This window comes from Mesorhizobium sp. CNPSo 4661 (assembly GCF_057784215.1).
This window is the reverse complement of the sequence record NZ_JBWGIO010000001.1, coordinates 129,226-147,282: the sequence shown is the minus strand read 5'-3', so window position 1 is coordinate 147,282 and position 18,057 is coordinate 129,226. Positions and strand designations below refer to the sequence as shown.

General features: G+C 64.9%; 14 protein-coding genes and 1 riboswitch. Of the genes, 7 read left to right on the top strand and 7 right to left on the bottom strand.

Annotation, left to right across the window (positions count from 1 at the left end; translation table 11 throughout):
* Positions 1-6: 6 nt before the first annotated feature.
* Together AC0YKC_RS00670 and AC0YKC_RS00665 are read right to left on the bottom strand one after the other, a co-directional pair.
* The gene (locus AC0YKC_RS00670) at positions 7-1,002 is read right to left on the bottom strand and encodes an ABC transporter permease (protein ID WP_488509182.1); all 996 of its coding nucleotides are present in this window, start codon (positions 1,000-1,002) and stop codon (positions 7-9) included.
* 69 nt (positions 1,003-1,071) lie between these two features.
* On the bottom strand, positions 1,072-2,583 hold the full coding sequence (locus tag AC0YKC_RS00665; protein ID WP_488509180.1) for a sugar ABC transporter ATP-binding protein: 1,512 nt from the start codon (positions 2,581-2,583) through the stop codon (positions 1,072-1,074).
* A 138-nt stretch (positions 2,584-2,721) separates the two neighbouring features.
* Between AC0YKC_RS00665 and mtnK the strand changes: the two genes are divergently transcribed.
* The 7 genes from mtnK to AC0YKC_RS00630 all read left to right on the top strand — a co-directional run bounded on the left by mtnK (position 2,722) and on the right by AC0YKC_RS00630 (position 10,455).
* Positions 2,722-3,990 carry an S-methyl-5-thioribose kinase gene (mtnK, locus tag AC0YKC_RS00660; protein ID WP_488509177.1) on the top strand — a complete coding sequence of 423 codons (1,269 nt, stop codon included), beginning with the start codon at positions 2,722-2,724 and terminating at the stop codon, positions 3,988-3,990.
* The gene (gene mtnA / locus AC0YKC_RS00655) at positions 3,987-5,081 is read left to right on the top strand and encodes an S-methyl-5-thioribose-1-phosphate isomerase (protein WP_488509176.1); all 1,095 of its coding nucleotides are present in this window, start codon (positions 3,987-3,989) and stop codon (positions 5,079-5,081) included. Before mtnK ends, mtnA begins: the two co-directional genes overlap by 4 nt.
* 221 nt (positions 5,082-5,302) lie before the next feature.
* Positions 5,303-5,449: riboswitch (FMN riboswitch) on the top strand.
* Between the two features lie 79 nt (positions 5,450-5,528).
* Positions 5,529-5,996, top strand: a complete 468-nt coding sequence (locus AC0YKC_RS00650; protein WP_488509173.1) for a 6,7-dimethyl-8-ribityllumazine synthase — start codon at positions 5,529-5,531, stop codon at positions 5,994-5,996.
* Between the two features lie 159 nt (positions 5,997-6,155).
* Positions 6,156-7,220 carry a class II fructose-bisphosphate aldolase gene (gene fba, locus AC0YKC_RS00645; protein ID WP_140675387.1) on the top strand — a complete coding sequence of 355 codons (1,065 nt, stop codon included), beginning with the start codon at positions 6,156-6,158 and terminating at the stop codon, positions 7,218-7,220.
* Positions 7,221-7,352: 132 nt separating this feature from the next.
* A complete protein-coding gene (locus tag AC0YKC_RS00640) occupies positions 7,353-7,511 on the top strand; it encodes a peptide ABC transporter permease (protein WP_488509169.1) in 159 nt (52 codons plus the stop codon).
* A 114-nt stretch (positions 7,512-7,625) separates the two neighbouring features.
* Complete coding sequence (locus AC0YKC_RS00635) at positions 7,626-8,351, top strand: MgtC/SapB family protein (RefSeq protein WP_320294613.1); 726 nt, start codon at positions 7,626-7,628, stop codon at positions 8,349-8,351.
* Between the two features lie 103 nt (positions 8,352-8,454).
* Positions 8,455-10,455, top strand: a complete 2,001-nt coding sequence (locus AC0YKC_RS00630; RefSeq protein WP_488509167.1) for a protein-L-isoaspartate(D-aspartate) O-methyltransferase — start codon at positions 8,455-8,457, stop codon at positions 10,453-10,455.
* 80 nt (positions 10,456-10,535) lie between these two features.
* Here AC0YKC_RS00630 and AC0YKC_RS00625 read toward each other — a convergent pair whose 3' ends face one another.
* Genes AC0YKC_RS00625 through AC0YKC_RS00605 form a run of 5 tightly spaced genes read right to left on the bottom strand, consistent with a single transcriptional unit; the run spans position 10,536 to position 17,949 of the window.
* Positions 10,536-11,759, bottom strand: a complete 1,224-nt coding sequence (locus AC0YKC_RS00625; protein WP_488509165.1) for a VWA domain-containing protein — start codon at positions 11,757-11,759, stop codon at positions 10,536-10,538.
* Entirely contained in the window at positions 11,752-14,010 is a 2,259-nt protein-coding gene (locus tag AC0YKC_RS00620) for a DUF5682 family protein (protein WP_488509161.1), read from the bottom strand. The genes AC0YKC_RS00625 and AC0YKC_RS00620 overlap by 8 nt, the downstream gene beginning before the upstream one ends.
* A gap of 3 nt (positions 14,011-14,013) precedes the next feature.
* Complete coding sequence (locus AC0YKC_RS00615; RefSeq protein WP_488509159.1) at positions 14,014-15,093, bottom strand: ATP-binding protein; 1,080 nt, start codon at positions 15,091-15,093, stop codon at positions 14,014-14,016.
* 19 nt (positions 15,094-15,112) lie between these two features.
* Positions 15,113-16,552 (bottom strand): DUF5691 domain-containing protein, encoded by a 1,440-nt coding sequence (locus AC0YKC_RS00610; protein WP_488509157.1) that lies wholly within the window; start codon positions 16,550-16,552, stop codon positions 15,113-15,115.
* Positions 16,549-17,949, bottom strand: a complete 1,401-nt coding sequence (locus tag AC0YKC_RS00605; RefSeq protein ID WP_488509155.1) for an SWIM zinc finger family protein — start codon at positions 17,947-17,949, stop codon at positions 16,549-16,551. Before AC0YKC_RS00605 ends, AC0YKC_RS00610 begins: the two co-directional genes overlap by 4 nt.
* Positions 17,950-18,057: the final 108 nt, after the last annotated feature.

The following is an 18,057-nucleotide window of genomic DNA, read 5'->3' as shown; positions in this document are numbered from 1 at the left end:
TCGAAACTATCTCTTGCCCCTGCCGGAAAGGGCGAAGGTGAAGACAAGGGCGACGACAAGCACCGCGCCCTTGACGAAATCCTGCGTGTAGTAGGGAGCGTTCATCATCGTCAGGCCTTGCAGCAGGACGCCGACGAACACCGCGCCGACGGCCGTGCCGAAGGCGTTGGGCTTGGCGGCGCCGAGCACCGCGTAGCCGATGAGCGCCGCGGCGACAGCGTCAAGCAAGAGATTATTACCCGAGGCGATGTCGCCGCGTCCAAGCCGGGCGGCGAGCAAAATCCCGCCGATCGAGGCAAAAACTCCCGAAATCACATAAGCCCAGATTTTGTATGCCTTGACAGGCGCGCCGGCGAGTTCAGCCGCCCTCTCGTTGGAGCCGACCGCATACATCATGCGGCCGAAGCGGGTGTATTCGAGGAAGAACCAGATCAGCAGCGCGAGCACCACCAGCACCACCACCGAAACCGGGATCAGGTTCGGGATGAAGAAGTCGATGCGGTGGCGACCGAGCGCCAGGAAGGCTTCCGAGAACTTGCCATTGGCAACCGAGCCGTCGGGCATGGTCATGCCGGTGGCGATCGAGCGCCCTTCCGTCGGGATGCGCTGCAGGCCGAGCAGCAGGAACATCATGCCGAGCGTGGCCAGCAGATCGGGCACGCGCATATAGACGATCAGCCAGCCATTGATCAGGCCGACGATGACGCCGATGACGAGGCAGGCGATGACGGCAACGATCGCATTCTGCTCCAGCACGACCATGGCGTAGGAAGCCGCCATCATGGCGCTGGTGGCGACCGAGCCGATCGAGAGGTCGAAGCCGCCGACGACCAGCGTCGCGGTGACGCCGAGCGCCAGCACGCCGGTGATGGCTACCGACTGGAAGATGAAGACGGCACTTTGCGGCGAAGCGAAACCGTCGGCGGCGATCGCGAAATATGCGATCAAGCCGACCAGCAGGACGATGAAGCCGTAGCGGATGGCGTAGTCGCGCAACATCACTCAGCGCCCCGCCGCGCCGCATTCGAAGTCAAACGCATTCCAAGTCCACTCCATGCAAATTACTCGACCTCACACCGCGCTGTGAAGCGGTCCGCCGGCCACTTCCGCCAGCAGCCGGTCGAGGTCGATGTCGGCGTTGCGGTGCTCGCCGACGATCGTGTGTTCCGACATCACCAGGATACGGTCGGCGGTCTCCAGCGCCTCGTCGATCTCGGTGACGAAAATGAGCGTCGCGCGGCCGTCGGCGCTGGCCCTCAGCTTGGCCGCGATGTCGCGGCGCGCCGAGATGTCGACGCCCTGGAAGGGCTCGTCGAGGATGAAGAGCCGCGAGGCCTGAGACATCCAGCGCGCCACCATGACCTTCTGCTGGTTGCCGCCGGAAAGCGCCGACAGCTCGTCCTTCTCCGAGCGGCAGACGATGCCGAGCTCGTCGATCTGGCGGCGTGCGACGGCGCGCTCGGCGCGCTTCTTCATGACGCCCAGGCCCGACATGCGCTTGAGGAACGGCAGGCTGATGTTGCGCTCGATGTTGAAGCCGCCGACGATGCCGCTCGCGGCGCGATCCTTGGCGACCAGGAAGACGCCGGCTGCGATCGCCTCGCGCGCCGAGCCCGGCGTGTAGGGCTTGCCGTCCATATGCATGGTGCCGGCAAGTGGCTTGCGCACGCCGAACAGCGTTTCCGCCAAAGCCGTCTTGCCGACGCCGACCAGACCGGTGATCGCCACCACCTCGCCGGTGCCGAGCGTCATCGAGATCGGTTTTGCACCATGCGCGATCTGCAAGCTTTCTGCCGCGAAGACGGCGCGTGCGGAGCTTCTGGCGACAACCCTGTCGAGATGGATCTTGCGGCCGAGCATGGCGTTGACGGCGCCCTCATAGTCGAGCGGCTTCTTCTCGAAGAGGCCGGAGACGACGCCGTCGCGCATCGACACGATGCGATCGGCGAGCCGCCGGATGTCGGACATGCGGTGCGAGATATAGAGGATGGCGACGCCCTGCCCGCGTAGCCGGTCGATCAGCAAAAACAGGCGGTCGGCTTCGGCGCTCGACAGCGAGGAGGTCGGCTCGTCGAGGATCAGGACCTTGGGCTGGTGCGCCATGGCGCGCGCAATGGCCACCATCTGCCGATCCGCCAACGACAGGTCGCTGACGCGCGCCTTGAGGTCGATGGTCAGCTCCATGCGGTCGGCGACGGCCCTCGCTTCGGCCCGGACATTGGCCGGCTTGAAAAGCAACGACGCGCCTTTGCCGCTCAGCCGGTCGAGCGTCAGGTTGGTGGCGACATCGAGATCGGCCACCACGCCGTCATTGATGTTCTGATGCACGGTGACGACGCCGGCGCGGATGGCTTCGGCGGGGGTCTGCGGGTCGAAGGCCTTGCCGGCGAGCTGCATCGAGCCGGCGCCGCGCGCATAAACGCCGCTGACGATCTTGACCAGGGTGGACTTGCCGGCGCCGTTGGCGCCCATCAGCACGGTCACCTCGCCCGCAAAGAGATCGAGCGAGATGCCGCCAAGCACCTCGTTCTGGCCGAAGGATTTCCTCAGGCCCTCCACATGGAACACGGCATCTGCGCCCATCCGTTCCTCCCGGCTGGTGACGCTATGGGCTCATTCGGCAATTGTCAACACGATTGACATTTGCCAAAGCGCTTCCTAGCTTGGCCCCGCCGCCGTGGCTCCGCTATCGTCGGAAACCGCGCGCAGGAGGGGGAGAGCATGACCGGGAAGTTCGAAGCATTGTCGGTAGAAACGCTGCCGAAGCGCCTTGGCGAGACCACGGCGCTGACCGAGCGCATCGGCAAGGACGCCGGCCAGTGGAAGGTACGCGAGGTCGGCGACGGCAATCTCAACCTCGTCTTCATCGTCGAGGGCGACCAGGGCGCCGCGGTGGTCAAGCAGGCGCTGCCCTATGTGCGGCTGGTCGGCGACAGCTGGCCGCTGCCGCTCAAGCGCTCCTTCTTCGAATATCATGCGCTGACCAGGCAGGAGGCACGCGCGCCCGGCTCGGTGCCGGCGATCTACCATTTCGACGAGACCCAGGCGCTGATCGTCATGGAATATCTGGCGCCGCCGCACATCATCTTGCGGCGCGCGCTGATCGACGGCCGCGAACTGCCGAACATCGCGCGCGACATCGGCCTGTTCATGGCCCGCACGCTGTTCCGCGGCTCGGACCTGTCGATGGTGACGAAAGAGCGCAAGGCCGACCTGGCGCTGTTCGCCGACAATGTCGAGCTCTGCGACATCACCGAGAACCTGGTGTTTTCCGATCCCTATTTCGACGCCAAGATGAACCGGCACACCTCGCCGCAGCTCGACGGCCTGGTGGCGGAGCTGCGCGCCGACCGCGACCTCAAGGTCGAAGCGCAGCGGCTGAAGCATCTCTTTGCCGCCAATGCCGAGACGCTGCTGCATGGCGATCTTCATTCCGGCTCGATCATGGTGACCGACACGGAGACCCGGATGATCGATCCGGAATTCGCCTTCTATGGCCCGATCGCCTTCGATGTCGGCATGCTGCTCGCCAATTTCTGGATGGCCTTCTTTTCGCAGCACGGCCATGAGGAGAAAGGCAGCAGGAACTCGATGCGCGCCTATCTGCTCGGTGTCACAGCGGAGACTTGGGCTACCTTCCGCGCGGAGTTCTCAAATCTGTGGCGCACCGAGCGCACCGGCCTGCTCTATCAGAAGAGCCTGTTCGAGGATCAGGGCGACCTGCTCGGCTCCGAACAGGCGCTCGATCACATGCTGCATTCCATCTGGACCGACCTGCTCGGCTTTGCCGGCATCGAGGTGCACCGGCGCATCCTCGGGCTGGCCCACAATGCCGATTTCGAGACCATTGCCGATCAAGACCGGCGCGCCACATGTGAGGCCAAGGCTTTGCGCTTCGGCCGCCACATCGCCGTCAACCGGCGCCAGATCCACAGCATCGACGAGGTCAACAATCTCGCCGCGCTGATCGAACAGGAGAACAGAATTTGAACGTCGGCGAACGCCACTACCGCACCATCTGGCTCAGCGACGACAAGCGTTCGGTCGAGATCATCGACCAGCGCTGGCTGCCGCATGAGTTCCGTATCGAAAAGATCGGAACCGTCGCCGGCATCGCCACCGCGATCCGCGACATGTGGGTGCGCGGCGCGCCGCTGATCGGCGTCACCGCCGCCTATGGCGTCGCCATCCAGATGAAAGACGATCCGTCGGACGAAGCGCTCGACGCGGTATGGGAGACGCTGCACAAAACGCGGCCTACGGCGATCAACCTGCGCTGGGCGTTGGACGAGATGCGCAGGCATCTCAAGCCATTCGCGCCCGGGGAGCGGGCCGAAGCGGCCTATAAGCGCGCCGTCGAGATCGCCGACGAGGATGTCGGGTTGAACCGCGCCATCGGCGAGAACGGGCTTGCCATCATCAAGGAGATCGCGGCGAAGAAGAAGCCGGGCGAGACGGTCAACATCCTCACCCATTGCAATGCCGGCTGGCTGGCGACCGTCGACTACGGCACCGCCACCGCGCCGATCTATCTGGCGACCGAGGCCGGCATTCCGGTGCATGTCTATGTCGACGAGACCAGGCCGCGCAACCAGGGCGCCCAGCTCACCGCCTGGGAGATGGCCGGACACGGCGTGCCGCACACGCTGATCGTCGACAATGCCGGCGGCCATCTGATGCAGCATGGCGACATCGACATGGTGATCGTCGGCACCGACCGCACCACGGCCAATGGCGACGTCTGCAACAAGATCGGCACCTACCTGAAGGCTTTGGCCGCCGCCGACAATGACGTGCCGTTCTACGTGGCGCTGCCCTCGCCCACCATCGACTGGACGGTCGCGGACGGGCTCGCCGAAATCCCGATCGAGGAACGCTCCGGCGACGAGGTTTCGCTTGTCTGGGGCAAGACGGCGGACGGCAAGATCGCGCAGGTGCGGGTCTCGCCGGATGCGACACCGGCGGCGAACCCTGCCTTCGACGTGACGCCGGCGCGGCTGGTGACAGGGCTTATCACCGAGCGCGGCGTGGCGAAGGCCTCGCGCGAGGGGCTGAAGGCGATGTTTCCGGAGCGTGGGTGATTGGCTGATCTCCCCCAGCACGTCATTCTCGGGCTTGACCCGAGAATCCATGCCGTGACCTCCGCCATCGAGCGCAGCGGTGCAGAATTCTGTAGCCGTTGCAACATGTTAGCGTCACGGAATGGATTCTAGGGTCTGCGCGCGTCGCTTCGCTCCTTGCTCCGCCCTAGAATGACGACCGCCATTGACAGCACCTTGCCACCCCTCCATACCTACCCGCGTTAAGTTCTCAGGGCGGGGTGAAAGTCCCCACCGGCGGTAAGGGTCTCGACCCCAAGCCCGCGAGCGCCTTCGACCTATCGGAAGGGTCAGCAGATCCGGTGCGATTCCGGAGCCGACGGTTACAGTCCGGATGGAAGAGAACGTACGCAGAAGACGGTCCACTCGCGCGGGCCGCGTTTTTGCGTCGTGCGTCCTGATTCTGGTTCGAAACGGAAGGAAGGACCCATGAATCAGCATTTCTCCAAAGACCATACTACCCGTCGTGTCGCCGTCATCCGGGCGCGTTGGCATGCCGATATCGTCGACCAATGCGTCACTGCCTTCGAGGCGGAGCTTGCCGCGCTTGGCGGCTTTGCCGTCGACGTCTTCGACGTGCCGGGAGCCTATGAAATCCCGCTGCACGCCAAGACGCTCGCCCAGACCGGCCGCTATGCCGTGATCCTCGGCACCGCCTTTGTCGTCAATGGCGGCATCTATCGCCACGATTTCGTGGCAGGCGCCGTTCTGGACGGCATGATGACTGTGCAGCTTGCGACCGGCGTGCCGGTGCTGTCGGCCGTGCTGACGCCTCACAACTACCATGATAGCGCCGAGCACCACCGCTTCTTCCACGAGCATTTCATCGTGAAGGGCAAGGAAGCCGCGAGGGCCTGCGTCGAGATCCTCGCCGCGCGTGAGCAGATCGCCGCCTGACCGCTTCGCGCACGGCGCATCGGAACTAAACCGATTTGGATTTCAGGACCGCGCCTTGAGTGGGTTGCGGTCCGTCGGAAATCCAGCCAGAAGCAGTTGGGCCGGGCTTCGGCCCAACCTGCCAAATCGCGCCTGCAACCAGATACGGGAGACTATTCGTTGGCTCGCATCACATTGAGACAATTGCTCGACCATGCCGCCGAACACGGCTATGGCGTGCCTGCCTTCAACATGAACAATATGGAACAGGGGCTCGCCATCATGGAGGCGGCCGAGGAGACCAAGTCGCCGGTCATCCTGCAGGCCAGCCGCGGCGCGCGCGCCTATGCCAATGATGTGGTGCTGGCCAAGCTGATCGACGCGCTTGTCGAGATCCATCCCGACATCCCGGTCTGCATGCATCTCGACCACGGCAACAACGAAGCGACCTGCGTCACCGCGATCCAGTACGGTTTCACCTCGGTGATGATGGACGGCTCGCTGAAGGAGGACGGCAAGTCGCCGGCCGACTACGCCTATAATTCCGGCATCACGCGGCGCGTCGTCGACATGGCGCATTGGGGCGGTGTGTCTGTGGAAGGCGAGATCGGCGTGCTGGGCTCGTTGGAGAGCGGCGGCGGCGAGCAGGAAGACGGCCACGGCGTCGAAGGCGCGATCAGCCACGACCAGCTTTTGACCGACCCGGTGCAGGCCGAGCAGTTCGTGCGCGACACGCATGTCGACGCGCTGGCTGTCGCGATGGGCACCAGCCACGGCGCCTATAAATTCTCGCGCAAGCCCGACGGCGCGGTGCTGGCGATGAACGTGATCGAGGAGATCCACCGCCGCCTGCCCAACATGCATCTGGTCATGCACGGCTCGTCCTCGGTGCCCGAGGACCTGCAGGAGATCATCAACAAATATGGCGGCCAGATGAAGCCGACTTGGGGCGTGCCGGTGGAAGAGATCCAGCGCGGCATCAAGCATGGCGTGCGCAAGATCAACATCGACACCGACAACCGCATGGCGCTGACCGGCGCGATCCGCAAGGTGCTGACCGAGAACCCGTCGGAATTCGATCCGCGCAAATATCTGACGCCGGCGATGGCGGCGATGAAGAAGCTCTGCAAGGAGCGGTTCGAGCAGTTCGGCACAGCCGGCAACGCGCCGAAGATCAAGCCGATCCCGCTTGCCGACATGGCCAAGCGCTACAAGTCGGGCAGCTTGGATCCGAAATTCGGCTGAGCCAACTATGGCCCGCGACCGGTCGCAATCCGATCGCGGGCATTCGCCTCGCCGAAACGGGGCGGAACTTCACGCCGACAAATTGGTTCCTGCTCAGACACCTTCCGCACCGTTCGAGGGAAGGAGCAAATCATGAGCAAGGATCGCGATGGCAAAGGGCCGGTTTTTTCCGGCCAAGACGCACGGCAGGGCGAGATCATCCTGCGCACGCGCATGCAGCGCATCATCTTCATCGCCGGGTTGGTGGGCATCGTGGTGCTGGCGCTGATGGTCAGCCTCGCCGCCCACTGAAGCTTGCGCATCACGGATGCTCCCGGGCACCGCCAAGGAACCATCCTCGGCTCTGCCTAGTTGATCGTCGCAGACGAAATTGAGGCGCGGCGAATTTCAGCGCCCTGACAGTCGATGCTTGAGACGCTTTGCTGCGACATGCCGCTTCATCCGACCTGGCCGGACCTTGTCGGGCGACTGTTGCTGACCTTGCTCGCCGGCTTCCTCATCGGCCTGAATCGCGAGGCCCGGGGTCATTCCGCCGGGCTGCGCACGACAATCCTGGTCGGTCTGGCGGCATGTGTGGCCATGGTCCAGGCCAACATGCTGCTCGACGTCGCCGGCAAGGCTCCGGACTCCTTCGTGCGCATGGATGTGATGCGCTTCGCGCTCGGCGTGCTTACCGGTGTCGGCTTCATTGGTGGCGGCGCCATTCTGCGGCGCGGCGATCTGGTCACCGGCGTCACCACCGCCGCGACGATGTGGATCATGACCATGATCGGCCTTGCCTTCGGCGGCGGCCAGTACGGCCTCGGCGGCATCGCGACGGTGCTGACCTTGGTTACGCTGCAGGCGCTGAAATGGGTCGACCTCAAGATCCCGCGCGACCATAGGGCGATCCTGTCGGTCTCATGGCCGAAGAGTTCGCCGCCCGATCTGCAGGAGATGGTGCGACCTCTGGGCTACGATGCGCGTTTCGTCGGCATGGAGCATGATGGCGACCGCGACCGTTTCGTGTTTTCCTTCAATATTCAATGGAAGCAGCCCGACGCAAAAGCGCCTTCAACCGACGTGCTGGCGCTCGTCGGCGAGCACTGCGCAGTCGAGCGTTTCGAGGTGATCGGCGAGAAACCATTCTGAGTCTCGTAACGGAGGATGGTTGAAATTGTCCGGGCCCATGAAACTTTCCTGCCTGCAGATGGTTTTGGGCAAGACGTTACTTATCCATGATGGGTAGGCATTGATGGCCGAACTTTCTCTGACGCGCGGCCGGATGGTCGATGTCCAGATCGCCCAGCGTGGAATTCGCGACCGCCGCGTCCTGCAGGCGATGCGGGAGGTTCCACGCGAGGCCTTTGTCGATCCCGATTTCGAAGAATTCGCCTATGAGGACACCCCCCTGCCGATCGGCAAGGGCCAGACGATCTCGCAGCCCTTTATGGTCGCCTACATGGTCGAAGCCGCCGAGATCGATCCTGGCGACCGCGTTCTCGAGGTCGGAACCGGGTCGGGCTACGCGGCGGCAGTGATGAGCCGCATCGCGGGTCGCGTCTACACGATCGAGCGCCATGCGACGCTCGCCGAAGTCGCCCGCCAGCGGTTCGACCGCCTTGGCTACGACAATATCGAGGTCCGCGCCGGCGACGGCACCAAGGGGTGGGGCGGCGCCGCTCCGTTCGACGCCATAGTGGTGGCCGCGGCCGGTCCCGGCGCACCGCTGGCGCTTCAGGAACAGCTCGATGTCGGTGGCCGCCTGGTGATCCCGGTCGGCAACGACCCCGACGACCAGCGCCTGCTGAAGGTCACACGCACCGGCGCGACGACCTACGCGGAGGAAGACCTCGGTGGCGTGCAATTCGTTCCACTCATCGGCGAAGAAGGATGGGCGGAAAGGCCTAAATCCGATGATGATCTGCCGAGAACGGTCACGCCGCCGGCGCGCGGACAAAGCCTGCCGGAGATGATCGCAGTCGCCGCCGAGCCGCTGCCCGATTTCCGAGACCCGGCCTTCGGCGACCTATTCGACCGCTTCGCCGACCGGCGTCTTGTCCTTCTCGGCGAGGCCAGTCACGGCACCTCAGAGTTCTACAAGGCGCGCGCCGCAATCACGCGTAGGCTCATCGAAAAGCATGGCTTCGTGATCGTCGCGGTTGAAGCGGATTGGCCGGATGCGGCGGCCATCGACCGCTACATCCGCCATCGGCCGGCGCGCACGGCCGCCGAGCCACCGTTCCAGCGCTTTCCCACATGGATGTGGCGCAACACCGACGTCGAAGCGTTCGTCGGCTGGATGCGAGGTCACAATGCGAATCTCGACGATGCGAATCGCATGGTCGGCTTTTACGGTCTCGACATCTACAATATGAGCGCCTCGATCGCGGCCGTGCTTCGCTATCTCGACCACGTCGATCCGGAAGCGGCTGCTGCCGCGCGGCAACGCTACGGCTGCCTGACGCCTTGGCAGAATGAGCCGTCCACATACGGACGCGCCGTGCTCACCTCTGGCTATCGAAAATGTGAACAAGCAGTGTTGGAGCAGTGTCAGGAACTGCTTGCGAGGCAGCTCGACTACGCCCGACAGGACGGCGCTGACTTTCTCGATGCCGCGCAGAATGCAAGGCTGATCGCAGCCGCCGAACGCTACTATCGGATCATGTATTACGGCGGTGCCGATTCATGGAACCTGCGCGACAGGCATATGTTCGAAACGCTCGAACATCTGCTCGAGGCACGTGGCTCCGAGGCGAAAGCCGTCGTCTGGGCACATAATTCCCACATCGGCGATGCCCGCCACACCGAGATGGGGACGATCAGGCAGGAGCTGAACATCGGCCAGCTCTGCCGCGAGCGCTTCGGCAACCAGGCGGCGCTGATCGGTTTTGGCACCGACAGCGGCACGGTGGCAGCGGCATCGGACTGGGACGTTCCGATGGAGGTTATGCGAGTGCGGCCGTCGCACGCCGACAGCTACGAACGACTTTGCCATGATAGCGGTGTGCCGCGATTTCTGCTCGATTTCGACCGCGACGGCGCGTTGAGAAATCGCTTGCTGGAGCGTCGGCTCGAACGCTTCATCGGCGTGATCTACCGGCCGGAGACGGAATTGCGCAGCCACTATGCCGACGCCTCTTTGCCGAGGCAATTCGACGCCTTTGTCTGGTTCAACAAGACGAAAGCGGTCACGCCGCTCGGACCAGAGCACGCCGGAAAGGACGTCCCCGAGACCTATCCGTTCGGGCTTTGAGCTGCTGAACAAGGACACCTGCCGGGCAGCCAAGCAGTCTGGCGCATATTCGCGGGTTGTGAACGCGCCGGTCACAAGTGCTACGCGTTTGGCGTCTCGACGTCCGCTCGGACAAGTTTGATGTCGGCACTTGCCGCCCAAGCGGCGATGTCCTCGCGACGCAACGCCGCCGCCATCATGTCGGGAAAATGGTCGGGCGTGCAGGCAAAGACCGGAATGCCGAGCGCGGCGACCGAACCGGCCATCGAGGGATCGTAGCCGGGCCGGCCCTGGTCGGTGAGCGCCAAGAGCACGACGACGTTGACGCCTGAACGGACAAGTGCCGCCAGCCTTTGCAGAAGCTCCTTGCCGTTGCCGCCTTCGTAGAGATCGGTGATCAAGATGAAATGCGCCTTGGTCGGCCGCTCGATGCGCTCGGCGCAATAGGCGACCGCCTGATTGATGTCGGTGCCGCCGCCGAGCTGGACGCCGAACAGCACCTCGACCGGATCGCTGAGTTCTTCGGTCAGGTCGACGATCGCGGTGTCGAAGCAAACCAGCTTGGTCCGCACCACCGGCAGCGAGGCCATCACCGCGGCGAAGATCGAGGCGTAGATGACCGAGCTTGCCATCGAGCCGGACTGGTCGACGCAGAGCGTCACCTCGTCGAGGTCGACCAGGCGGCGCTGGCGACGCATGAAGCCGACCAGCTTTTCCGGCACCACGGTCTTATGGTCCGGCTGGTAGTGGCGAAGGTTTGCCGAGATGGTGCGCGGCCAGTCGATATCGCGTTGACGCGGCCGGTTGGTGCGCCGCGACTTATCAAGCGCGCCGCGGATCGCCTCGGCGGTCTTCTGCTCCAGGCGCTGCATCAGCTTGGCGACGATATCGGAAATGATGGAGCGGGCGATGTCCTTGGTCTTGTCCGGCATCGCCGAGCGCAGCGAGACGAGGTCGGCGACGAGATTGACGTCGGCCTCGATCGCCTTGAGGAATTCCGGCTCCATCAGCATCTGCTTCAGGTTAAGCCGCTCGAAGGCGTCCTTCTGCACGACCTGGACGACCTGCTCGGGGAAGAACGAGCGGATGTCGCCCATCCACTGCGCGACGCGCGGCGCCGAACGGCCGAGCCCGCCGCGCCGCTTGCGAGGATCGCCGGCGCTATCGCCGCTGCCATAGAGCGCATCGAGCGCCGCCGAAAGCTTGCGGTCTTCAGTGGACAGCGCCGAAGAGGACTCGTCGTCGGCGCCGATCGCCAGCCGCCAGCGGCGCTCCCTGCTGTCTTCGGTCGGATCGACGTCCGGCCCGTTCGCTTCATCAGCCATTGCTGGGCTCTCCTGCAAGCAGCTTGGCGAGCAGACCAAAATGCCTGCGCCAGGCCTCGCCGCCATCCGGGGCAGGCGTCAGCCCGGCAGGCAAGCTTGCTCTCCTGCCGAGCACGGCCTCGATAAGGCGCCGGCGCTCCATGTTGTCGAGGTTGGAAAAGACGCGGCGCAGCAGCGGCAGATGCGCCACGAAAGATTCCTCGTCGAGCGATGCCAGCCAGGCATCGACGGCGCCGCGCAGCCCGTCGTCATAGATCAGCCGCTGGCCGGCGCCGCTAAAGAAGCCTTCGAAAAAGGCGGCGGCATCGGCGACCGGCGTTCCCGGCGACAGGCGCTTTGCCAACAGGTCACCGGTCGCTTCGGCGGAGAGGCGGCCAGCCTCATAGAGCAGATGCGCGGCGCAGCCGGCCACCAGCGGCGTCGAGCGTGAGGAGTCGAGCACGGCCGCGAGCCCGTTGCGCCAAGCCTCCAGGACAGGCTCGCCCGGCTCGACCAGCTTGATCGCTTCGTCGGCCTTGCGCAGTGCGCCCATCAGCGCGCCGGCAGCCTGCGCGTCGAGGTCGCGCGCGGCGTAAGGCAGTGCGATCGAGCCTTCGATGATCAGTCGTTCCAGCAGGCCGGCAAGGCGCTCGGTCTCGGTCTTGCGCGCTTCGCCATAGCGGATGATGTCGGCGAGCGGCGGCACCGAGGCCAAGAGCTCAAGGCACTCGCTGCTATGCGCCGCCTTTTCCTCCAGCGCGGCAAGGCCGGCTGCTGACGCTTCGCTCAACGCCGCCGTGATCGCGCTTTGCACCAGCGTGGCCAGAGCATCGAGTGTCGCGGCAGCGCCGATCATCTGGATCAACCGGCCATTGGCGGCCTTCTCGATCGTCGGCCCATAGACGAGGTTCTCGACCAGGCGCACCGCATATTCCGGCTGCCAGGCCAGCATCCAGCGCTCGCGGAACGTGCCCCGGCTGCGCCCGACATCGGTCAGCCTGCCCCAGCCGACGCCGAGCACGTTCAGCCGGTGCAGCAACGTCGAGCGGAACAGCCCGCTCTCGCTGCGCAGGTCGACGGAGAGTTCCCGCTCGAGCGCTTCCGGCTTCAGCCGGGCGGCCTTCTGGTTGCGCTGCAGGTCGTCGATCAGCGGCGCCAGCGGCGTGTCGGCTGGAATCTCGCCGACATCGGCACCAAGCAGCAGCTCGGCCTCGACCATCTTCCACAGCAGGGCTTCGCCGTTGAAGAGGGCTGAAACCGAAGCGTCGCGCAATTCCTCGAAGCCCGGCTTCGGCCGTTCGCGGATGGCGGCGAGCGCGCGCGCCAGACGCTCCGCCTCGATCAGCGACGCCGTCGAAATCATGTGGCCCTTGGCGCGGAGGACCGAGGCGATGCGCGCAAGCCACAGGACCGAGGCGTCGTCCTGCCCACGCGTCTGCCACAGATGCTTGCACCAGCCGGGTGCGACGACGCCGGCGCCGTAGCCATAGCCCAGCGCCAGGCGCGGCCCGGTCCAGGGCGCATAGGTCATCGTGGTCTTGCGCCGGCCGATGCCCTTGAGCAGAGCCTGGTCGCTCTTTTGCGTGTGTGCCGCTTGCAAGGCCGGCACGTGCCAGGCGCCGCAGACGACCGCCAGCGGCCCCACGAATTCCTTGCGTGCAGCCGCGATTTCCAACCGCATATGCGCCTCGCGCATCGCCTCGAACTTGCCGATCGCGCCTTCGCCGTCACGCAGCGTCGTCATCGCATCGGCGATCGCCGCGAAGATCGGGCCGGGCGCGGGATTCTGCTCGATGATGTCCGACCACCAGCTTTCGCCATCCTCGTAGCCGGCAGCGCGCGCTAAAGTGCCGATCGGATCCTGGATGCGGGTGGGTTCTTCATTGTGCTCTTCCGTGACTTCCGTCTCGGCGGCATCGGCGTCTGTCGGGCCTTCAGGCCCCTTCTCGGCAAACCGTGCTGCCGATGGCAGATCGATGAAGCGCAACGCCGCCTTGTTGGCGACAGCCCAAAGTGCGGCCTGATATTCCGGCGAGAACTCCGCGAAAGGCCAAAAGCTGGTCGCGGCGGGATCGTCCTCCGGGTAGCAAAGCAACGCCACCGGCGGCTTCATGTCGGGGCTGGCAAGCAGCGGCAGCAGCGGCGTGGCATCCACTGGCCCTTCGATCAGCACGGCGACGGGCTGCAATTCCTGCAACGCCTTGACCAGGCTGCCGGCGGAGCCCGGCCCATGGTGGCGAATGCCGAAATAGCTGATGCCGTCCCGCGCCATGGTTCAGATGGCCGCGTTGAGCGCCGCATAATAGCCGGCATAGTCGGGCCGCTTCTTCAGCACCGTCTCCAGATATTCCTCCAGCACCACCTTGTCCTGCACAGGGTCCTTGACGATGGCGCCGACCAGGCTTGGTGCCAGCCCTTCGGCATGGAGCTTGCCGTCATCGAACCACGCCGCCTGGCTGAGGCCACTGACCATCGTAGCGATCGCCTCGGCGGTCGACAGCGAGCCCGACGGCGTCTTCAGCGTCACCTTGCCGTCGGCGGTCGCGCCCGAGCGCAATTCGCGGAAGATGGTGAGCACGCGAGCGATCTCCTCGCCGACATTTTTCGGCACCGGAAGGTCCAGCCCGCCGGCCATCTCGCCGACGCGCCTGGAGACGATCGAGACTTCCTCCGCCATGTCGTCCGGCAAAGGGAGCACCACGACGTTGAAGCGGCGCTTCAGCGCCGAGGAAAGCTCGTTGACGCCCTTGTCGCGGTTGTTGGCGGTGGCGATGATGTTGAAGCCGCGCTGCGCATAGATCGAGGTGTTCAATTCCGGCACCGGCATCATCTTTTCCGACAGCACGGTGATCAGCGTGTCCTGAACGTCGGAGCCCATGCGGGTAAGCTCTTCCAGGCGGCACAGCTTGCCGTCCTGCATGGCGCGGTAGAGCGGCGTCGGCACCAGCGCCTCCTGGCTCGGGCCCTTTGCCAGGAGCTGTGCATAGTTCCAGCCGTAGCGGATCTGGTTCTCGTCGGTGCCGGCGGTGCATTGCACGACCAGGGTCGAATTGCCCATGATGGCGCCGGCGAGATGTTCCGACACCCAGGATTTCGCGGTTCCCGGAACGCCGAGCAGAAGCAGCGCCCGGTCTGTCGCGAGCGTGGCGACCGCCGTTTCCATCAGCTGCCGACGACCGACATATTTCGGCGAAATCACCGTGCCGTCGTTCGCCTTGCCGCCCATCAGATAGGTCAGCACGGCTTTCGGCGACAGGCTCCAGCCGGCAGGCTTCTGGCGGTCATCGCCCTGCGCGAGCGCGTGCAGTTCGGCGGCGTAGACCTGTTCGGCCGGGAGGCGGATGGCTGCGTTCATGCGATCTTCTCCGGATTGATCATTTGGCGGATTGGTTTTCGGTCAGTGCTGCGTTGAGCCGCAGCAGACTGAGCGATGGCGAGGCCGGCGGAAGCCCGGCGGCAACGATGTCGCCGATCAGTTTTTCCGCCGTCGCCGCCGAGGCGAGAAAGCCTATGGTTTCGAGATACTGCTCGGTGTTTCGTTTCGTGACGTCATTATCACCCGAGACGGCGGCCCTCAGCGCCGAAAGCGTCTTGCCGTTTGCGAGGTCGCCCCATTCGAGCCAGCCTGCTTCCGCGCCTTCGACCAGATTGAGCGCGGCCAGGTTTTGCGCATCATTCAGGATCTGCCTGATCAAGGCACGCTTTCTGCCGCCGTCCAGACGCAACATGAGCTGGAGGACGAGAAGCGCCAGCCTGCCGCCAGCGGCGACCAGCAGATCCGCCAGACAGGCCACCGCCGCATCGCTGCCGGACACCGCGATCATTCGGACGAGAAAGAGATCGGCACCGTCATCGACGCCGAACTGCCATGCGCCGATGAAATCCGGCTCCGTCTTGCCGAAGCGGACAACGAGATCGCCGAAGTAACAGGACGCGAACAAGTCGGCGCGACGTCCCTGTTGCGCCTGTGACTTGGGCTTTATCGGCGCGTAGGTGGTGCGGCGACGGATGAAGCCGGATTTGCCTTCCTCGATGAAAGCGGCGAGCTCGGCTATCGGGTCTTCCGACCCGCCTTCAGTTGGATTGCCATGCTCACCTAATCTCGCTAGGAGCCGGCCCGCCATGTCGCGCACGTTGCCCGAGCGATCGGCGGACAGGCTCTTCAGAAATGGCACATCGTCCGCGCTCAGACCGAAGCGCATGAGTTCGATGAGCGCAAGCCTGACTTCCGCGGGCTCGCTTGCCCCTTTTGTCTCGATAAGGGTTCGCGCCAAGGCGGGTGTGGAGCGCCGCAAATCGACCAGCGCGCTACGGCGCGCGGCGGGATAAAAATCGTCCCAGGTTTCCGCCGTCAGGTGCTCGCGTCGGGATTGTTTTTCGCTGTCCGCACCTGCCTGCCAGTCGATCCAGGGAGCATAGACGTCCGGGCTTTCCTGATCCGTCGCAGCAGGCATCCAATCCATCGGATGCAGCACGAAGCCTCGGCTGGCGACGAGCGCGGCCACGCGGGTCTTGAGCCGCATATCGGCGGCATATTTCAGCGCAGCGCGCAGCAACGGGCGGAGCCGTTCAGGCAGCATCGGCAAGGCCAGCACCGGCAGCGGCGGACGCCGCTTCAAGGTTTTCGGCGCCGCAGGGCGAAGCGCGACATCGAGCGCTTGCGCTGCGATGGCCAGCAGCCGACGCTCCTGCTCGTCGGCACTGGAAGCGGCAGCGACTTCCTTCCACTCGGCAGGCGCAAGCTCGAAAGCCGCCCCACCTGAAATCCAGCCGTCGCGCAATCGTGCCAGCCCTGCCTGATCGTGCTCGTTCATGATAGATCGAGCCTCCCGATGTTGCTTTGCGAGGCCAGCAACTCGAGCCTGGCGCCGTTCCAGAGCGCAGCCGTCGCCGTGAGATCGAGGCCGAGCAAGGTCTGGCTGACGGAGCCTGCGACTGGCAGGGCGATGCCGTGCGGATCGTTCGCCGCCTGCCACCAGGCGCCTTCCCTGTCGTCCAGCGCGATTGCGCCGGCGGGCAGGATGACCGGGCAATCGGCCAGCCATGGCGCGCCGTCCTGAAAGGCGGTGTAGGCAGCCAGCGGATCGCCGGCCGCGTCCATAGCAAATGACGGCCAAGCTCCTGGCGCCACATCGCCCAACCGTTCCGCGACCAGCGCCCGCAGCGGGTTTCCAGACGGATAGAACACCAGCCTGGCCTTGAAACGATCCCCAGGAGCGAAGGCGGCGGAGCGCCGTCCCGCCGATGCCGGGAAGAAATCGAGCAGGAGTGCAAATCGTGGGATTGGACTCCCGAGATCGAGCAGCCAGGTCGCGTGGCTGACGAGGCCGTCCCGGCGGGTCTCGATCTTCTCGCCGAGCACCTCCCAGTCGCTCTCCACCTGAACTGCATCGGGATTGGTGAGGATCTGGTCGCGGGTCTCGGACGTCGACACGAGACGCTTCAGCTCGGCATCGTCGGGCGCGGCACGCCAGGCCTTGGCGAGCAGCACCAGCTTGCCCAGCTCGCGGATCGCAGCGTCCGGCCTCTCCTCGCTGCGCAGCGCCATCAGCCGCGCCGGCAGCTCGTCGATGCGCCCGGCCAGCGCCGTCGCCTTGAGATCGACAAGCCTTGCCGCGATACGGCGACAGCGCTCGCTCGAGGCGTCGACAAAGCCGGCAAGGCCGAGCCGCAACTGATCGGCGATCCACTGGTCGAGCTCATCGAGCGCGGCCGAAACGGCGCTTCGCGTATCTTCCGCCCGCTTGCGCTGCGCCGCCTCGCGGCGTTCGGCGGCAGCGGCGTCCTCAACAGGGGCGGCCTCTTCCGGCCGCGATGCCTCGTCGATGCTTTTGCCTTCCGCGCGCGCAGGCGCCTGGGCCGGCGGCTGCCCGGGCTTGCGGCGACGGCCGAGCCAGTCATTCACCCAGTCGGGCGTCTGGTCGACGCGCGCGAAACTGTCGGGGGTCGTGGCGCCGATCCACGCCAGCGCCAGTATGTGCTTGCACGGAAACTTTCGCGACGGACAGGTGCATTTATAGCCGTGATCGGAGGTGTCGAACGCCACCCGGTATGGGTTGGATCCAGAACCTTGGCATTCGCCCCAGATCAGCGGCAGCTGTTCATGTGCTTCGAGCCGGGGCCAGTTCGACCGCTTGGTCAGCTTGGCGGCGGCGCCAAGCGAGGCCTGATCGGGCGCCAAAGCCTCGATTGTCTTCAAATCCAGCTGCAAGCCGCGCGCCCCCCGAAGCATGACGTCGCGACGATTGATAGCCGTTTGCGGCGCGCTGGTTAAGCTCCAGCCGCCGTAAAATCGAGACCTTGTCTAATGTTCCGTTGC